The organism is Endozoicomonas sp. ISHI1, assembly GCF_024606225.1.
Classification (GTDB): domain Bacteria; phylum Pseudomonadota; class Gammaproteobacteria; order Pseudomonadales; family Endozoicomonadaceae; genus Endozoicomonas_A.
This window is the reverse complement of sequence record NZ_JAGRPU010000013.1, coordinates 135,910-156,459: the sequence shown is the minus strand read 5'-3', so window position 1 is coordinate 156,459 and position 20,550 is coordinate 135,910. Positions and strand designations below refer to the sequence as shown.

The following is a 20,550-nucleotide window of genomic DNA, read 5'->3' as shown; positions in this document are numbered from 1 at the left end:
AGATAAGTGATCTGACGAGCCAACAGCTTGAAGATGATATTAACGAAGCGTCTGCGGTTGGCAATGATATTAACGAAGCGTCTGCGGTTGGCAATGATATTAACGAAGCGTCTGCGATTGGCAATGATATTATCGAAGCGTCTGCGATTGACAATGATAAGTCTCCTGAACAACGTCGCCTGAAAATCGGCTCGAAACTGGCTGAGGCATTGAAGCGGAGAAAAAGCCATAAAGGCCCGGTGAGCAAAAAACCTCTCAGAAACCAGCCTGATCACCCGGCATTGAATCGAAAAACGAACGATAACGGCCCGCTGAGCAGCACTCCTCCAACCAGCCAGCCTGATCACCCGGCATTAAACCGAAAAACGAACTATAACGATCCGCTGAGCAGCACTCCTCCAACCAGCCAGCCTGATCACCCGGCATTAAACCGAAAAACGAACTATAACGATCCGCTGAGCAGCACTCCTCCAACCAGCCAGCCTGATACTCAGGTATTGGACCGGAGAACGAACTATGAGGGTCTGCCACTGAAAGAAGTTGAGGATCATAAAATTTTTGAAACCAAGAACCATTCTTCCGGTATGTATCGCGTGATAGCAAAGGATATTAATGTGGATCGCAGGGGTAATGTCGAACTGACCGCTCTTGATAATCAATACATTGAAGGGGTCGAAACCCTCATACCGGATCCGTTACCAGAGAGTGACCAGGAAATGACTCTGGCCAGCGATCAAACGCTGGCAAATTTTACGACGTACTCGAAGAAGAATGATCTACATCTTTTGCCAAGCCTGTCGTTTAACGACTATATCGTTGCCCTGCGTATTAAACCCGGTTTGTCATATAAACTCTTCAGGGATCGATATACCGGACTGCACACATTGTTGATTCCGGAGGCCAAAGCCGACCAAATCATTGAAATTGCTTATGTCGTAGAACCCAGAGAACCAGGCAGAAAAACACCTCCTGAAGAAGCCCGGCCAGAACGATTAACAAGCCTTGACGCGCGGTGTTCAGAAGGTATGAAAACCGTACTGGACGAACTGTTTAATAGCATTAAAGAACAACCGACCAAAATACAGAAGCCTTTACAGAAAATAAAAAACGCCAAAGAGCTGGAGCAACGAATTAAGGCGATCGCGGACTATTGCCGAGAGTTTTCCGGTAAAGCTAAACCAGCGAGCCATAAGAATTTCTTTAAATTTCTAGTCAAACAACGGCAAGGAAGCTGTCGTCATCGTGCGCCTGTTTTTGTTGCTGTTTGTCGTTATTTCGGGATTCCATCCCGGGTAGTGAATAGCTTTATCCACAGCTTTGCTGAATATTACGACGATAAAGACCAAACCTGGAAGTCAGTCGATCTCGGCGGTGCGCCCACCAACAGAAGAAAAATAGAATTTGACGGCCAGTACACCACAAATGTCAGTAGTTCCAGCACTGATTTAAAGAAGCATAAGGCTTTCCTGAAAGATCTCATGAAAGGTGCTGATTTGCCGCAACAGAAAACTCTGGCTAAGGCCTGTAACATGAGCCTCGGGGAACTGAACAAAGCCCTTGAGAAAAACAGCGCATTGCCAGATACCAGGCTAATTATTTCCAAAATAGTCAAGAACCTATGGGAGGAAAAAGATTTAGCCAGTTTTTCCATGGCCGTCTCAATAATCGTGTCGCTGGGGAAAGAAGCATCGGGCTATGACAAGGAGCCACTTGAACCGATATCGGAAGCGGTGAAGCAAATATTGTCCGACAGTGATGGAGAGCAGGTTACTGAGCAACTCAAGTTACTCCATCCAAAAATGACTGGTCAGAGCGACTCAGCTGCTAACCGATGGTTGCGTTTAATGGCAGAAATACTGGAAGGGAGTGATCCCAAACCTTCGGTTATTCGCTTTGCCCTCGAAGTTCTGGAATCGGGTTGGCTGGATCCACTGCTGTGCTATCGGGAGCCTACAATGGAGGTCGAAAGACATCATCAGCTATTGGTGCGTCTTGAAAGCTTCGATGAACTCAAGATTGAAGCCGCTCATTGCTTGAAAAAGTGGTACAAGCAGTTCTTTTCCAGGGAAAACAATAGTCATTTGTGGCAGAAGTCTTATGATAGCTTCCAGAAGAAAGAAGGTAATACCTTCTTCGTCAGTGACTGTCATGATGGGTTTTCATCATCCCTTGAATATAAAATGGCCAGTCGATCCTTACAGATCGGCTGGACGGACGAACCTGAGGGCATTCCGAATATAGAACGATTGTTGACGCACCAACCCGCGTTTCCGAGGTCAATCACGGGAGAAGAGAACCACCGTCCGGTGATTATCATGGGGAGACCTTGCTGGGATGAAAAACTGCTTCAGAAAAAGGCCGAAGACCTGTTTCAACGAAAAGTTGAGAGCAGCCCTAAGTGGATTGAGATATCAAAAAGTGACCATCCCTATGAGTTAGAGAAGAATCCACCCCCGGGTTATTGGGAAAAGTCAGATTCAGAGAGACAACGCTACGTATGTGACAATATACTTGCTTTGGATGGTTTAAGACACAAATGCAAGCAGGCGATTCAGCAGGCCTTCAGTCATTACCTGTATAGATTGACACACTCGAAAGGCGGTTGCTTGACGTATTGTTGGGCCGATGCTGCTATCAAGGGGGTCTGGGGTTTAGACCATTACGGCGCTCATGACCCATCCTCACCGGAAGAGCTGTATGCCATGATGTCTGCAATTAATAGCTCTTCCCATTTTCAGGAATCTGTTAAGGATGACTACTTACGGGTGACACTGAACGCCAGTAATGCTCTGGTACTCAGCTCCAGTGAGCTGACAACTATTGCCGGAGAGTTTCTGAGCAGTGTGAATTTGAATTCGATTTATGACTCATTGGATACATGATAACCACTTGTTCGTGATGAGTTCTTCGAGATGGGTAACTTCCTTCCATGGTTACGGATAACCAATCAAATAGAACTTTCCTCCTGTCTGAAGGTCATATTATTTATAAGTTTCAATTGAGTCCTTCAAACGGCAGTAGGGATAATTATCATGGATGGTCAGATTGGTGGAAAAATAAACAAACCCGTTCGTAACAACGGCGTACCTGATAGTAGCATTCCAATCAGGCGAGCAAAGCTGGACGAACCGATTGCAAAAGTCTGCTCTGATGTAACGGCCAAACTCAATCTATCGTCATCTCCGATGATGTTGCCTGACAGGGCGAGAAACGTATCGTCAGCGGATTCCCCTCTCCAAAAGCCCCCTCATACCTTCGATTTTCGTTTTGTCACCAGTGATGATGAGGTTCGACAGCTTTTGGTTGACCAGACCTGCGATAAACAACGCGATGTCACTATTATTTCCCACCCCGATGACCTCTCAAAGGCCAACCTGGTGAGCCGGCTGAGCATTTCCGGCGATGGTCGCCACACTCTGCGTTCGGGCAAGCTGTTTGAAGGTTCACAGCCACTCACTCTGGTGATGGATATCCGCAAACTCACCAGCGAGGATCTACCCAGATTTAACGATTTACTGGACCCGGATAACCCTTGTCTGTACGACAAAGTCAGCCAGCAGAAACGACCTCTGGGCGAGCATGTTGCTCTGCTGGTCGTGGCAGATCCTGCACAGTTGGCAGCGATTGGCAGGCATGACGACGCTCCGGGAGCCGCCGCTCCGGGCGCTGATTTCTGGCGGCGGATTAATCGACCGGGTAATACCTGGCAGTTCGATGCACAGACCGATGATGATTCAACGATGGACATCAATGAGGTTCCTCCGCTATTGCCGGAACTCCCCGGTAACGAGAGTGCTGTGGATGACGACAATACCGTTTTAGTTGACTGCCACCTGCACAATAACTGGCGACAACTGCTGCTAGGCGGCCCCGGAGTGGATAAACAGGGACGAATCCAGCACATACCCGGCAGGCTTGAGCTACTGACGCCCGGACAACGGGTGATTCTGAAAGGAGCCGACTGGGAAGATCTGGCCTTTGAACAAACGATGCGACAGATGCTGACGCAAAAGTGTTTTGAGAGCAACGGGAAGGTCTGTCCGTTACCCGACAATGTTCAATTTTGTCGGATGCCGGTGGGGAATGACGAGCTTCATTCACTGTTTCAAACCCTGTCTCGCTCTTGCGATAAAAAAGGCGAAAAAGAACTTCACAAAGAGCAGGCACCACGAAACCCGATCATCATTAACCAGAGTAATATCAGGGAATGGCTAAGCTCGATTGCCATTACCCCGGAAGGCTATGCAGTCCCTAACACCCGTTTGTTGGAACAAGTTCGGGCGGGTGGTGAAGTCACCATAACCTCTCCCCTCACTGAGGCACTTTGGTTTCGTTTGCTGGGTTCACTACAGACGATTCGCGAGACAACCGATTTGGAGCCCCGACTCCGGGTGGCCCATACCAAACGGCAGCCGAAAGCCCTGGGATTGGCAGAAAACGATGAGCACTCAATGAGAGATCACGTTGCCTTCAAGACCGCCACGTATCAGCAAAACGCTCAGGCAAGTCATTGGCTCAAACAGCAGCCGGAAAACCCTTTGGTCATTCAGATCAATGACCAGACCAGCCTTAGCCAGCTGTTTGATAATATCTATATCACCTCGGAACAAAAGGCGCATTTTGGGCGACGTGAGACTGAGTTGCAGGAGGCATTAACCTCTGGTAAGCCGGTTGTATTGCAGGGACTGGAGAGTAATCCAACACTTCAGGCGCTTCTGGAACCTCTGGCTGTTGGGCAACCTCTGTTGGTGAATGGTCAATTACAGGCCTACCCTGAAGCTGATGTCACCTTACTCTGGCCTGAGTCTGAGAAGAGCCCGTCTTTAGTATTTAATTCCATGGTTGCCACGGGTAAACCCTGTCCTGAGGTCGATCTCTGGGAGATCAATGCTATCAAGCATGAGATCCCCCGGACTGAACTGCCAGAACAAGCGCTTAATGAACTTTACAAAGCCTTTAAAACTGTACCCGCCGACCTTTGCAACCCGCTACCTGAAATGACCGAAGGGTTATTGAATAACCTGATACTGGCTGCTCTTCGAGCACAACAGGTTGACCAGTCCCCACAGCTTTTGCCCCGGCACTGGCGCAAGGCCATCAATAGCGTCATCACCCATGGTACCCGGCAGCATCCGACTGTGCGTGATTTTATGAAAGTGGCTTGCTGGCAGTTATTGCCAGATGCTAATAAAAAAACGGATGCCGATAAGGATCAAGCCGCCTCCGTAGACCCGGATCACTTAAATGAGATCGTTAATAATACGATGCAGTTGGATAGAGCGTTTGTGGAAAAAAACCTGTGGTCACTGGCCAGAGCCTTTGACCCGGCAGTCTTTGATGGAGAATTACAGCTGTCCTATGAAAATCCATTTCCAGAATGGGATGAAGAAGCGGTCCCGGACAGTCTCTGTGCCATGATCGTGGCCCATGTCCCTGAAGAACAACGACAGGCTATGGCGTATCAGTTGGCAGTCGATCCGGCGACAGCAGAGCCCTGGCAATCTTTAGCCATCAGGCCAACAAGACAGATTAAACGTTTGCAAGACGCACTGGCCTCTGGCTGGAAGTTGCCTTTACCCTCAGGGCAGACGCGATCCGATGCCATTCAGGCTCTGGCCTCCGATTGTTTTAAGATGGCCAGAACAGCGCATTCTGAGACAGAAGGCATTGAACGTATAGAACAACGACTGTCTGAATCACTGGAATGGCAGGGTTCCGTTGACGGGCCTTTGTCACTACTGGCCCAGGATCTTTATAACGGCGAAATGAGTCAGAAGGATCGTGAAAGCCGTCGATTATCCCGACTCCATGATCGTTTTGCGGACTCTCCCGTTATATTCCTGCAGGGGGAAACCGGCACCGGGAAAAGTTACTTTTCCGCCAGAATGGCACAGGCTTCGGGACAAGCTTCAGTGATCTCCCTTGGGCCTTCTGACAGCGAACAGACCCTGATGAAACGCTGGCAGTGGCAAGAACACGCCGACGGCGACCGCTCTATGGCGCAGCAAAACCGGGCACTGATGGAATGGGCCAATACACCCTCCGACAAAAACGGACACTATGTCACCCTGGTTCTGGATGAAGCCAACCTCACCAACGCCGGATTGCTGGCTTCATTAAACGGCTTATGGGAGCCGGAACCCTGCATTTATGTGAATGGTCATCCTGTCAAGGTCGGCCTGAAACACCGGGTCATTCTCACCGGTAACCCGGATGATTACGCCGGGCGCCAGCTGGACCCGGCCCTGAAAGAGAAACTCCCCAGAGCCTACTACCCACGCCTGGATCGGGCTTTCCTTCGGGACAGGGTGGTGGAACCGGCTCTGATCAATCAGTTACAACGGCATATGCCGGAGCCTGAAATAAATAGTGTTGCACAGAGCGCCACCGAGAGTGTCATGGCACTGTGGCAATATTATCAGGAACTGTTGCCAGAGCATGAGTTCACCCCCAGGGATTTAACGGATATCTGCAGTTGGGTGGGTTGGTATCTGGATCGTGCACTGCCCGCAGGTGGCCGTGTTACCCCCGAGCAAATGAACGGTTTGGTCGGGCAAAGTTTTCGCGACCTACTGGGTCCTGAAATCAGCGAGACTCACCGGGATGCCCAGTTAGCACTGGAAATCTGGTTTGCTGCCCGTTACGAACCGGACAACACCCTGAGCGACAAGGTTCGCAACCAGACCCTGCTGGATATACAGCAGACCTTTGTCACAGTCACCAGGCAAACCCGACCAGACTTTGATACCTCGGGATCGGCAGTCAGTGAACTGGTGCAACGGCTTGGACAGGATTTAAGCCGCTGTCAGCAGGCTTATCATCTCAACAGGAAACAGGGCGGCCGTCAGGCGACGCTGATTGAAGGCCCTGCCGGGCGGGGTAAGGATGCCACGCTAAACCTGGTGATTAAAAGTTTTAAACAACAGGCTGAACAACGGCAAGAATCCATGCCAGAGGTCTTTTCCCTGAATGCCTGTGATTGCTCATGGAAAAAAGTGTGTGAAAAGATCCAGACGGCAAAAGTCCACGGCGGCATCGTGGTTATTTCGGAAATGAATCTGATCGACAGCCAGCATCTGGAAGGTGAGTTGAACGATATTCTGGCCGGTGACGCTCATCCGGGGTTCCATCTGTTTGCCACCATCAACCCACCGGAGTACAGCGGGCGAAAACCGTTATCACCGGCGCTGAAAGGGCGTTTTCGACATTTGCCTATCAGGCAGTACAGCCAGGCAGAATTACGGGCCATTGCCGGTAAAGTGTTGCCGCAAACCCAACAAGGGAAAATTCTGGCTGAACAACTGACTAAGCAACATTGTCGTTTGAGGGCTTACCTTCAAGAGAAAAAACTGCCGTTGCAACCGACCAGCCTTGATTTACAGAATGTCGCCAAAGCGGTTCTCAGAGGAGGCGATTTTACTGAAAAAGGGCTTCATCAATGCCTCAGTCAGCACTACCGGCTTTACCTGATGGCTGCCAAAAGAACACTGGAGAAACTGCCCGGGCCATCGGCTATTGCCGTAGCTACAGGAGAGCCCGATGCTGAACTTTGCGATTGGTTCAACCGCACGATACCGGGCATTAATCGCCCGTGGTTAATACGACGCAGTGACCTCAACAGTATTGATGAACAAAACCACGAAATTTGTATTAACACTCATCAGACCGAAGAAGAGATCAAAACCGAAATCATCAAGAGGGTGGTTCAGGCCAGGTGGCAGGCATCCGGTCTTCCCCTGAAGCCGAATGAGTCGGATGATTTTCTCATCGGGGCACTTTACCGACACTGGCAGCAAGGCTGGTTTAATCATCAATTCAGCCGCACGGGCGTAGAAGCCAATAGCGTACTCCCCATGACGGAAGAACAGCAACAAACACTGACATTATCGGCTAATCAGCCCTACCTTCAGGAGGCTGACCGGCGCATAAGTGCATGGAATTCCAATACGGTTCAATTGTGGCCAGCGTTTTGGCATCAGCTGAGTGATCTGCCGAGCCATCTGTTTGACGATTATATTGACGAAGAGCGGGCTGCAAAAGTCCGGGAGGGACAGGCTCCGGCATTGGATCAGAGCACGTGCCATGAGCCACAATCGATTAAGGAAGCGTTAACTACCGGCGATGGTAACGCTCCTGAAAAATACAATCCGGAAGACCACGAGGAAGAGGCTCCGGCATTGGACCGGAGAACACGCTATGAGCACCGGGGTAAGCCACAAGCTGACAGTTATATAATTTTTGAGAGGCCGGGCCTTCCTTCCGGGATGTATCGTTGGTGGGCAAAGGATGTTTATGTGTCTCCTGAGGGTGATGTCAAACTCATCGATATTAATGATCAACACATGCAGGGGGCCGAAGTTCTCTCACCGGCCCGGTTATCAGGGCCTGATCAGGAAGTAACATTAGCGAGCGATCAAACACTGGCGACCTTTGACTGGGCATCAGACAATGGTCGATATGCATTGCCCAGCCTGACGCCTGACGACTATATCGTGGCCCTGCGCATGAAGCCCGATTTGCCATACACTCTGATCAGAGATCGATATACCGGACTTCACACGCTGTATGTTGCAGAGGCCGAAGACAACCAGAATATTCAATTTGCTTATGTCGTAGAACAGCGGAAACCGCGCGAAAAAACATCTGTTGAAGAAGCCTGGTCAGAAGCATCAAACCGTTTTGACGCCCGCTGCTCCGAAGGTATGAAAACAGTATTGGAGAAACTGTTCAGGCGCTTTAGGCACATCGACGAACTGTCGTGTGAAGTAAAGCAACTTTTAGAGACAATAGAAAACGCTAAAGACCCAGAGCAACGAATTAATGCAATCGAGCACTATTGCCAACAGTTCTCCGGTAATGCTGCACCAGAGTACGGTGCAAATTTATTTCACTTCCTGGTAACACGGCGGCAAGGTAGCTGCCGTCATCGTGCGCCTGTTTTTGTTGCTTTTTGTCGTTATTTTGGGATTCCATGTCGGCAAATTATTAACCGTGATCATGCCTTTGCAGAGTGTTCCGTTGACGGAGGCCAAACCTGGAAGTTCGTGGATTTGGGCGGGGCACCTGTCGAGGCAACAGAAATCCTGTCCAAGTTCCAACCCACCAAGCGGGTCAGTGGTTCTGGCGGCGAATCAAAGAGGATTAAGAAACTCTTTAAAGGGGCTGATTCAGCACAACAGCAAGCTCTGGCTGAAGCCTGTGGCATTAGCCTTGAGGAACTGAACACAGCCCTTGAAACAGGCGGTGCATTACCCGTCACCGATGATCTGAGTAACTCCGGAATAGTAAGGAATCTCTGGGACAGAAAAGATGTAACCGGTTTTGCAACCGGTGTCTCAATGTTAGAGTCGCTGGAGACAGACACATTGAGTTCTGACGAGAAGGCATTAGTCGGTAATGTGCGTTACGGCCGTTATTATAATACCCGTATCTACAAACCGATGTCGGAGGCAGTACAGCAAATATTAGCCGACGGTGACGAAGTTCAGGTCACTGAACTGCTCAAGCCATTGCATTCAAAAATGATTGTTCAGGGCGGAGCAAACCCTCAACAGTGGTTGAATTCAATGGTGGATATGTTGTCAAAGAGTGACCTGGAGACCCCCCCGGTTATTCGCCTTGCCGATGAAGCCCTGACATTGGGTTGGCTGGACCCACTGCCGACCTGCGATGACCGTATTGAGAATCCCGAAGAACATTGGCAGCTTTTGTGGGCTCTTGAAAGCATCGATGAACTGAAGGCTAAAGCCACCCACTGCCTGAAAATGTGGTACAGGAAATTTTTGTCCAGGGAAAAAAATAGCCAGGTATGGCAGTTAGCCTACGAAAACTTCCAAAAGAAAAAAAATGACACCTTCTTCATCACTCATTGTCATGATGGGAGTTCGCCACTCCTTGAAAATGACATTGTCGATCCATCCATACAGATCGTCTGGACGGACGAACCTGAGGGCGTTCCGAATATAGAACGAATGTTGGTGCATGATCCGGCGTTTGAGCAGTTAAACTCGGGTAAGATGAACCGGCGTCCGGTGATTATCGTGGGGGGGCCTGACTGGAACGCCCGAGCGATAAAGGAAAAGCACGAAACCCTGTTTCAACGAAAAGTTAACACCAGCCCTGACTTGAAGCAGTTATTGGAAAATACCGAAGTGAATTCCTTTTTTGTGTCACAGGTGAGAAAGAAGCTGAGGCATAGATGTTGGCAAGCGATTCAGCAGGCTTTCACTCATTACCTGTATGACGTGACCCTCTCAAAGGGTGGTCGTTTAATGTATTGCTGGGGCCATGCATCCTTCAGGACTTCGTCGGAGCTTTGCAGCTATGGCTCTCATGACCCATCCTCACGAAAAGAGCTGTATGCCATGATGACTCAAATTAATAGTTCTTACGTTTTTGAGCACTCGCGTAAGGATGCCTGCTTTTTAAAGCAGGCTCAAAACGCCAGTAATGCTCTGGTGCTCAAACCCTATGAGCTGAAAAAAATTGCCAGGGAGTTTGTGAACAGCGTGAATTTGAATTCGCTTTGTGACGCATTGGATAACCAATCTCTGTGGACTGACTGGGAATAGTCTGCCCTACACGGCCATTGCTCCTGCATCCACGCAGTTGTGCGGCGACAGCCAATGGGTCTTTTTTCGAGATCGCTGACTTCCTTCAAGGGATTGCAGGTAACCATTCAAATAGAACTTTCTTCCTATCCGAAGGTCAAACAATCAAACAGTTTCAATGCAGTCCTTCAGATTTAAGGAGAAAGGTTGACTATGGATGGCCGGATTGTTGGGGAAGTAAAGAAACCCGTTTCTGGTAATAGCGTACCAGCCAAGGTAGCAAAGCTGGAGTTATCGTCAGAAAAGACTGTCGAAGCCTGCATTGACGTAACGCCCGAACTCAATAGATCGTCCCCTCCGGTAACGATGCCTGAGAAAGCGAGAACCGTATCGTCAATGGACTGCTCGCTCCAACAAGCCCCTCAGTCCTTCGACTTTCGTTTTGTCGGCAGTGATGATGAGGTTCGACAGCTTTTAGACGCCCGGACCGGCGATGGACATCAGGATGTCATTCTTGTTTCCCATCCTGATGACCTCTCACAGGCTAACCTGGTGAGCCGATTGAGTATTGCCGCCGATGGTCGACACAGCCTGCGTTCAGGCAAGTTGTTTGAAGGGTCACAGCCGCTCACTCTGGTGATGGACATCCGCAAGCTCACCAGCGACGATCTGCCAAAATTTAACGATCTGCTGGACCCCGATAACCCCTGTTTGTTCGACAAAGTCAGTCAGAAGAAACGTCCTCTGGGAGAGCATGTTGCTCTGGTGGTTCTGGCAGCCCCTGAACAGTTGGCACCAGTTGGTCAGGCCAGTGGTGCTCCGGGCGCTGATTTCTGGCGGCGAATTAATCGACCGGGAAATATCTGGCAGTTCGATCCACAGACCGGTGATGATTCAACGATGGACCTCAATGAGGTTCCTCCGCTATTGCCCGAGCTTCCCGGTAGCGAAAGTGCTATGGATGACGACAATACCGTTTTAATTGACTGCCATATACACAGTAACTGGCGACAGTTGCTGCTGGGCGGCCCCGGAGTGGATCAACAGGGGCGAATTCAGCACATCCCCGGCAGGTTTGAGTCATTGAGGGCCGGACAAAAGGTGATCCTGAAAGGAGCCGACTGGCAGGATCTGGCCTTTGAACAGACCATTCGACAGATGCTGGCGCAAAAGCGCTTTGAGAGCAATGGGGGGATCTGCCAGTTACCCGACGATGTTCAGTTTTATCAGATGCCGGTGGAGAATACCGAGCTTCATTCACTGTTCCAAAGCCTGTCCTGCTTTTGCGACAAAGAAGGTGATAAAGAGCACGCAGCACAAAAAACAATCATCATTAACCAGAGTAATATCAGGGATTGGCTGGGCCCGATTGCTATTGCCCCGGAAGGCCATGCCGTCCCTAACACCCGTCTGTTGGAACAAGTTCTGGCGGGCGGTGTCGTCACCGTAACGTCTCCCCTCACTGAGGCACTCTGGTTTTGTTTGCTGGGTTCACTGCAGACGATTCGCGAGACGACCGGCCTGAAGCCCCGACTTCAGGTGGCTCAGACAAAACGGCAGCCAAAACCCCTGGGATTGAGAGAAAGCGATGAGTACTCAATGAGAGATCAGGCCGTTTTTAATACCGTCACGTATCAGCAACAAGCTCAGGCCAGCCACTGGATCAATCATTATCAGAAAGCCCCCCTGGTCATTCAGGTCAATGAACAGACCCGTCTCAGCCAGCTGTTTGATAACCTCCGTATTACCTCGGAACAAAAGGCACATTTTGGACGGCATCAGAGTGGCTTACAGGAAGCATTAACCTCTGGCAAGCCGGTCGTCATGCGGGGACTGGAGAGTAATCCAACGCTTCAGGAGCTTCTGGAACCTCTGGTTATCGGGCAACCTCTGTTGGTGAATGGTCAATTACAGGCGTACCCACAAGCCCAGGTCACCGTTGTCTGGCCTGAGTCTGCAAAAAGCCCATCTTCAGTATGGCGTTCGATGATCACCACGGGCAAACCGTGTCCTGAGGTGGATATCTGGGATATCAATGGGGACCGGCACGATATCCCCCGAACCGAGCTGCCCGAACAGGCACTTCACCAACTTTACGATGCGTTTAAAACCGTACCTGCCCACCTCTGTAACCCACTGCCTGAAATGACCGAAGGGTTGCTGAATAACCTGATACTGACTGCCCGGCGAGCACAGCAGGTTGACCACTCCCCAAAACTCCTGCCCCGCCACTGGCGCAAGGCCATTAACAGCGTCATCACCCATGGCACCCGACAGAATCCGGTAGTGCGGGATTTTATGAAAGTGGCTTGTTGGTGGATACTGCCGGATGCTTGTAAAAAGCCGGATGAGCATCCCCCTCCCTCGGTGGACCCGGATCAGTTAACTGCCATCATCAACGGTTCCCTGCGGCTGGACAGAACGTTTGTGAAGCAAAACCTATGGCCACTGGCCCGAGTTTTTGACCCGCGGTTATTTAAGGACTGCCCATTTCAACTGTCTTATGAAAAACCATTTTCAAAGTGTGATGAAAAAGAAGTTCTGGGCAGGTTCTGTGCCATGATCGTGGCTCATGCGCCTGAACAACAACGTCAGGCAATGGCGCATCAGTTGCAGGTCGATCCGGCAGCAGCGCCCCGTCTACGGTTAGCCATCAGGCCATCAAGACAGATCAAACGTTTGCAAGATGCACTGGCTTCTGGTTGGCAGTTACCTTTGTCACCAGGGCAGACGCGGTCCGATGCCATTCTCGCTCTGGCCACTGATTGTTTTCACATGGCCAGAAGAGAACATGACGCAGAGAACCCTGACGAAGAACGCATTGAGCGAATTGAATACATAGAAAACCGACTGTCTCAATCACTGGAATGGCAAGGTTCTGCCGATCAGCCCATGTCAGCGCTGGCGGACGATCTTTATCACGGCTCGACTAATCAGAAGGATCGTGAAAGTCGTCGATTATCACGACTCCATGACCGGTTAGCAGACTCTCCCGTTATATTCGTGCAAGGAGAAACCGGCACCGGGAAAAGTTACTTTTCTGCCAGAATGGCAGAGGCTTCGGGAGAGGCTTCAGTGCTGTCCCTTGGGCCTTCTGACAGCGAACAGACCCTGATGCAACGCTGGCAGTGGCAAGAACACCCCGATGGTGACCGCTCTACGGAACAGCAAAACCGGATGCTGATGGAATGGGCCAGGACACCCGACAAAGACGGACACTATCTCACTCTGGTACTCGATGAAGCGAACCTGGCCAAAACCGGATTGCTGGCGTCATTAAACGGCTTATGGGAACCGGAACCCTGTATCTATGTGAATGGCCACCCTGTCAAGGTTAGCTCAAAACACCGGGTCATTCTCACCGGTAACCCGGATCATTATGCCGGACGCCAGCTGGATCCGACCCTGAAAGAGAAACTGCCTATGGCTTATTACCCACCTTTGGACCAGGCTTTCCTTCGGGACAGGGTGGTGGAACCGGCTCTGGTTAAGCAATTACAACGGCACCTGCCGGACTCTCAAATAAACGACATTGCACACATTACCAGTGAGAGCGTGATGACTCTTTGGCAATATTATCAGGAACTGTTGCCAGAGCATGCCTTTACCCCGAGAGATTTAACGGATATATGCAGTTGGGTGGGTTGGTATCTTGATCGTGCGCTACCCGTAAACGACAGTGTTACCTACAAACAAATCAACGGTTTGATCCGGCAAAGTTTTCGGGATGTACTGGGTCCCGAAATCGGCGAAGCGCATCAGGATGCCCTGACAGCACTGGAAATCTGGTTTGCTGTCCGTTACGACCCGGACAACACCCTGAGCAGCAAAGTTCATAATCAGACTACCCTGCACCATATACAGCAGTCCTTCAAAACATTCACCGAACAAAACCGGCCTGATTTTGATACCTCCGGATCGGCAGTCCATGAGCTGGTGCAGCGGCTTGGACAGGATCTAAGTCGGTGTCAGCAGGCTTATCATCTCGGCAAAAAACACGACGGTCGTCAGGCGACGCTGATTGAAGGTCCGGCTGGACGGGGCAAGGATGCCATCCTGAACCTGATGATTCAAAGCGTCAAACAGCAGACTGAGCAACGGAGAGAATCCATGCCGAAGGTCTTTCCCCTGAACGCCTGTGATTGTTCCTGGGACAAAGTGTGTGAAAAGATCCAGACGGCTAAAGTGCATGGCGGCATTGTGGTCATCTCGGAAATGAATCTGATTGACAGCCAGCATCTGGAAGGAGAGTTAAACGATATTCTGGCCGGTGACGCTCATCCCGGTTTCCACCTGTTCGCCACCATCAACCCACCCGAGTACAGCGGGCGAAAACCATTATCACCGGCGCTGAAAGGGCGTTTCCGGCATTTGCCTATTCGGCAGTACAGTCCGGCAGAATTGCAAACCATTGCCGAGAAAGTGTTGCCAAAGAACCCGCAGGGGAAAATTCTGGCTGAACAGCTGACTAAGGAACATTGTCGTTTGAGGGCTTACCTGCAACGGAAAAAACTGCCGTTGCAGCCGACCAGCCTTGATTTACAGAATGTGGCCAGGGCCGTCATCCGGGGAGGCGATTTTAGCGAAAACGGACTTCATCAATGCCTCAATCAGCACTATCGGCTTTACCTGATGGCCGCAAAAACATCGCTGGAAGTACTGCCAGAGTCATCAACTCTTGTCGTGAATAACAGTGCGCTTGATTCTGGACTTTGCGAATGGTTCAACCAAACGGTATCGGGCATTGATCGTCCGTGGTTGGTACGCCGCAGTGATTTCAACAGTATCGATGAAAAACGCCATGAAATTCGTGTTAAGGCGGATCTGAATGAAGAGGAAGCCAGAACAGAAATTATCAAGAGAGTGGCTGAGGCCAGATGGCAGGCGTCGGGTCTTTCCCTGAATCCGGACGAGTCGGACGATATTCTCACCCAGGCACTTTACCGACACTGGCAGCAACGCTGGTTTGATCATGAATTTGGCCAGGTGGGCATGGACGCTAATGGCTTATTCTCCCTGACGAAAGAACAGAAACTAACGTTGAAAATGCCAGCTTCCCAACCTTATCTTCGGGAGGCTGATAAGCGCATAGAAGCATGGAACGCCCATGGCGCTAAATGGTGGACTGCGTTCTGGCATCAGATGAATGATCTGCTGAACCATTGGGTTGACGAGTCTGGAGAATACACCCCACAAGTCCAAGAAAAACAGGCCATGACATTGGATTGGGAAACGAACTACGAGAACGAGGAGACGCCACAAGTTAGCGCTTATAAAATTTTTGAGACCCGGAACCATCCATCCCATATGCATCGCCAGTGGGCCAGGGATATTGATGTCTCTGCTGAGGGTAGTGTCGAACTGATCGATTTGGTAGATCAACACATTCATGGAGTCGAAAGCCTCATGCCCACCCGGCTACCAGAACATGGACAGGAGCTGACATTAGCCAGCGATCAAACGCTGGCAACCTTGGACATCTCATCGGACGATGGCCAATATGCATTGCCCAGCCTGACGGCTAACGACTACATCGTGGCCCTGCGTATAGAACCCGATTTGGCATTTACGCTGATCAGGGATCGATATACCGGGCTTCACACACTGTCTGTTCCGGCAGCTGACGCTGAACAGAGTATTCGGTGTGTTTATGTCCTGGAAACCAGAAAACCGGGCAAAAAAACGCCTGCTAAAGAAGCCCGGCCAAAACGATCAACGCATCCTGACACCCGTTGTTCAGAAGGTATGAAAACAGTTTTGAACAGCCTGTTTGACAACATTGCCGAACAACCATCATCCAAAGTACGGAGGTTTTTGCGGGCCTTAAAAAAGGCGCGAGGCACGACGCAACGAATTGAGACGATCACGAACTATTGCCGGAAGTTCACCGGCAAGGCTAAACCAGAGAAGCATAAGAATTTCTTCAAATTCCTCGTAACACAAAGGCAAGGGAGCTGTCGCCATCGCGTGCCTGTTTTCATTGCTTTTTGTCGTTATTTCGGGATTTCATGTCGGCAAATTGATAACGCTGGACACTGCTTTGCCGAGTATTCTGTGGATGGAGGCCAAACCTGGGAGTCAGTAGATTTGGACGGAGCACCAGTACGGAAAACAGAAATTACACCCGAATTCCAGCCTACCAAAATGGTCAGTGCTTCCAGTACTGAGACGAGAAAGATTAAGACTCTCCTGAAAGGGGCTGATTCATTACAACAGCAAACCCTGGCCAAAGCCTGTGATGTGAGTCCTGAGGAACTGAAAAAAGCCCTTGAGACAAATAGCGCATTGCCGGAAACCCATTTAAGTATTGCCGAAATGGTAAGGAACCTTTGGCTGCAAAAAGATTTAACCAGTTTTGCCATGGGTGTCTCAATCATAGAGTTGCTGGAGACAAAAGCATTGGGCAAGGATGTGATGGCATTGGTCGGCGCTGTAATCATTGAAGACGATTGTCGTATTGTTAAACCCATGTCAGAGGCAGTAAGAAAAATATTATACGAAAGTGACGAAGATCGGGTCACAGAACAGCTCAAGTTACTCCATTCAAAACTGGTTGTTGAGGCCGGAGCAAGCCCTCTCGAGTGGTTGCGCTCAATGCAAAATATACTTAAATACCGTAACTTAGCCATACCTTCGGTTATTCACTTTGCCATTGAAGCTCTGGAATCGGGTTGGCTGGATCCACTGGCGACCTACAAGAGCCACATTATGGAGGCTGATGAACATCATAGTCTATTGGTGCGTCTGACCCGTGTCGATGAACTGAAGGATAAAGCCGCCCATTGTCTGAAAAAATGGTACAGGGAATTCTTCTCCAAAGAAAAAAATAGCCAGGTGTGGCAGTTGGCGTATAAAGACTTCCAAAAGAGAAAAGGCGACACTTTGTTCGTCACTCATGGTCATGATGGGTTTTCGTCATTCCTTGAAGGTAGTATGACCATCTCATCTATACAGAACACCTGGACGGACCAACCCGGAGGCATTCCGAATATAGAACGAATGCTGGTGCATCAACCTGCGTTTCCAAAGTTAAACTCGGGCAAAGCGAACCAGCGTCCGGTGATTATCCTGGGGCAACCTTCCTGGCGCCACACAGCGTTTAATGAAAAGGTCGAAGCCCTGTATCAACGAAAAGTTGAGAGCAGCCCGCACTTACAGTATTTATTGGAAAAAAGCGAACAATATAACAAGGCTGTAGATGAACTTCACTGCGCCCTGGATGATCTGAAGAGTGAGTTCCATCATACAATCTATGGAAAATCAATGCGTTCCAATCAGGAATATCAAGCTCAGCAGACAGACTATGAGAACAAAAAACTTGATATTGAAAACGAGCACAGAGCCATTTTAAAACCCCTTAAATTGTCACGGGAGGATACAAAGCCTTTGCATAATTTAAGAGACAAATGCAGGCAAGCGATTCGGCAGGCCTTCAGTCATTACCTGTATGAAGTGACACACTCTAAAGCCGGTCACTTAACCTTCTGTTGGGCCAGAGCTACCATCGGGGAGGACACGAGCATTAAAAACAACTATGGCGCTCATAATCCATCCTCGCCAGAAGAACTGTATGCCATGATATCCGAAATTGATACCTCTAGTGATTTTGGGAAGTCTGTTGACAATGTTTTCTTGCAGCAGACACTCAACGTCAGTAACGCTCTGGTACTCAAATCCGATGAGCTGACAAAAATTGCCGGAGAATTTTTGAGCAGCGTGAATTTGAATTCGATTTATGAATCATTGGACGCTTAATAACCGTTTGCTCATGATGAGCTTTCCGGGCCGCTGATGTCGACCACTGGTTACGGGTAACCATCCAAATAGAACTTTTCTTCTGTCTTAAGGTCGAATCATTAAACAATTTCAGTAACGTCCTCCGCATGACAGAAGGGAGATTAGCTATGGATGGTCTGATTGGCAGAAAAATAAACGAACCCGCTCCTGATACTGGCGCGCCAGCCAACAGAGCAAAGCAAGATGCACCGTCAAACATTGCAGAGGTCTCTGATGTCATTCCCAAACTCAGTTCATTGTCAATTGCGGTTACTGTGCCTGACAAGACGAGAACCGTATCTTCAACGGATTCAGCAACGGCGATGACTTGCCACGTCCTCCCTTGGGCTGACCTGCCCCAGGAAGCGCTTGAGATAATCGCCAGCTATTTATCCATCGAAGATCTCAATAATTTTGGGCAAACATCGCCGACAATGAGCGAACGCCTGAGGTCATGCGGTCTGGAAGAGGTCCATCACTTCCTCTCCCAGACCAAACAAAGGCAGACTTCGTGCCGGGCAATCATTCAGTCCAGTCATCTACTCCTTGAGTACCTCAGGACATTGTCTATATTTTCTGTTCGTCATTTCCCTGCACAACAGGGCCCGGCCTTTTACTCCTGCTATGCCAGCCATTTGCGCCAGCAGATTCTTGATGGGGCCGCACTGACACTTATACCCAGTGGCATTTTAAATGTTCGCCACAACCATCATCTGCGTGATCATATTCCCATTGTCATTGAGGGGAAGGCGGATAACTACAGCGATATCCTGACTCCGGGTCCTGATGGTCAATGGGTCAGGGAAGCTGAGATCAAACACGATTCCCCGGTCAAATATGGTCATCAGCAGGCCGACCATATTTTATTTGTCGAGCAACCCTCTGCGTTGAGCATTGGGGGAGTACCGTTTCGTTACAATTACACTGGCAAAGAGCATTTTCTGTCTGTCTATGAACGCAAAAATAATTCGTGGGTTGAGCAACAACTGACATCGGGTGAGATTTTTCCTGAATGTAAGGATAGGCATATCATTGGCATGTACCTGTCACCTGATGCCAGATCACTGGTCTGTATTAACATGAACTACGCTGTTGCTATTCTCGGTCGGGGGGCTGATGGGCAGTGGATCAATAAAGGCAACATTAATACAATACTTCGTCATAGGCTGTTCAGTGCCGACAGCAATCATTTTGTGCTTTATAGTGGACCACGCATCAAGGTGATGAGCCGGGCAGACGATGGTTCCTGGTCACAAACGGGTGACATTGTTGTTACCGACCCTCCTGATGATCTGAAAGAAACGCCCAGCGGCGAAAAAGTGAGCAACTTTGAGTTTGATCTTGACGTGGTATTCAGTCCGGATAACCGCCATTTTGCTACATGGTTTGAGGAGGTCGGCAATGATTCACATCACAATGATATTCAACAGCGTTATTTATTTGTCGTCATTTTTGCCCGTGACCCGCAAGGGCAGTGGCGTGAAAAAAAGAGAATCATTGAATGCTGTAACCGGCCAACCCGATATTTCGCTCTTAAACCTCAATTCAACCTGGATGGTCGGCTTCTGATTATCACCACTCCGGAAAGTATTGATATCTGGGAATTAACCGACGACCAATGGCACAAAGCTGCACAGAAGGAGCCCTGGAGCGGCGGCGGTGATATTCAATTTTCTTTGGACCCTTGTGAATTCATCAGAAGTTGCAATCAAAGCGTAACGATCTGGCGTAAGGCAGCGTCGGGAATGTGGGGCGAGACACAAACATTTCCGGCTGAGTCCCTGGTAGTCAAAAGTCCCAGCGGTGAAACCATTGTTTGTAACGATCCTGCCGGACACACTGATCTCTATCAACGTAAGCCTTTTGCTGAACCTTTCGGTCAGCCATTCGGTGAAACTGCCGCCGTTGAGTGGGTTAATCAACGCATTGAGTTTTCCATCATAGGTGCAGATTTCAATGGGGAAGGTTGCCTTTTGGCTGTGGTTCCCAAGACGGCTACGCACAGCCTGATTCTGTTCGGGTTGACGGCAGACGGTAGCTGGCTGGAAAGGGCCCGTTTGCAAACAGAAGGCAGGATTTACAAATTTCGCTTCAGCCCTTGCAGCCGCAACCTTCAAGTCCACAGTTTGAGCCCTGCCAGCGGCTATGCCAGAGGGCGAGAGTTTTTTTCGCTCTGGCAGATCATGCCCGATAAAGTCACCCGGACAGCTGACGGGGAATGACG

At 49.7% G+C, this 20,550-nt stretch carries 4 protein-coding genes; all 4 read left to right on the top strand.

The genetic code is table 11. From position 1 onward, the window contains the following. The coding region (locus KBW69_RS10355) for a transglutaminase-like domain-containing protein (protein WP_257280834.1) at nt 1–2,882 on the top strand (2,882 nt) is incomplete at its 5' end. A gap of 150 nt (nt 2,883–3,032) precedes the next feature. Continuing rightward, nucleotides 3,033–10,571 (top strand): AAA family ATPase, encoded by a 7,539-nt coding sequence (locus tag KBW69_RS10350; protein WP_257280833.1) that lies wholly within the window; start codon nt 3,033–3,035, stop codon nt 10,569–10,571. A gap of 192 nt (nt 10,572–10,763) precedes the next feature. After that, on the top strand, nt 10,764–18,305 hold the full coding sequence (locus KBW69_RS10345; RefSeq protein WP_257280832.1) for an AAA family ATPase: 7,542 nt from the start codon (nt 10,764–10,766) through the stop codon (nt 18,303–18,305). 149 nt (nt 18,306–18,454) lie between these two features. Further along, on the top strand, nt 18,455–20,548 hold the full coding sequence (locus tag KBW69_RS10340; protein WP_257280831.1) for an F-box protein: 2,094 nt from the start codon (nt 18,455–18,457) through the stop codon (nt 20,546–20,548). The last annotated feature ends 2 nt before the right edge of the window (nt 20,549–20,550 follow it).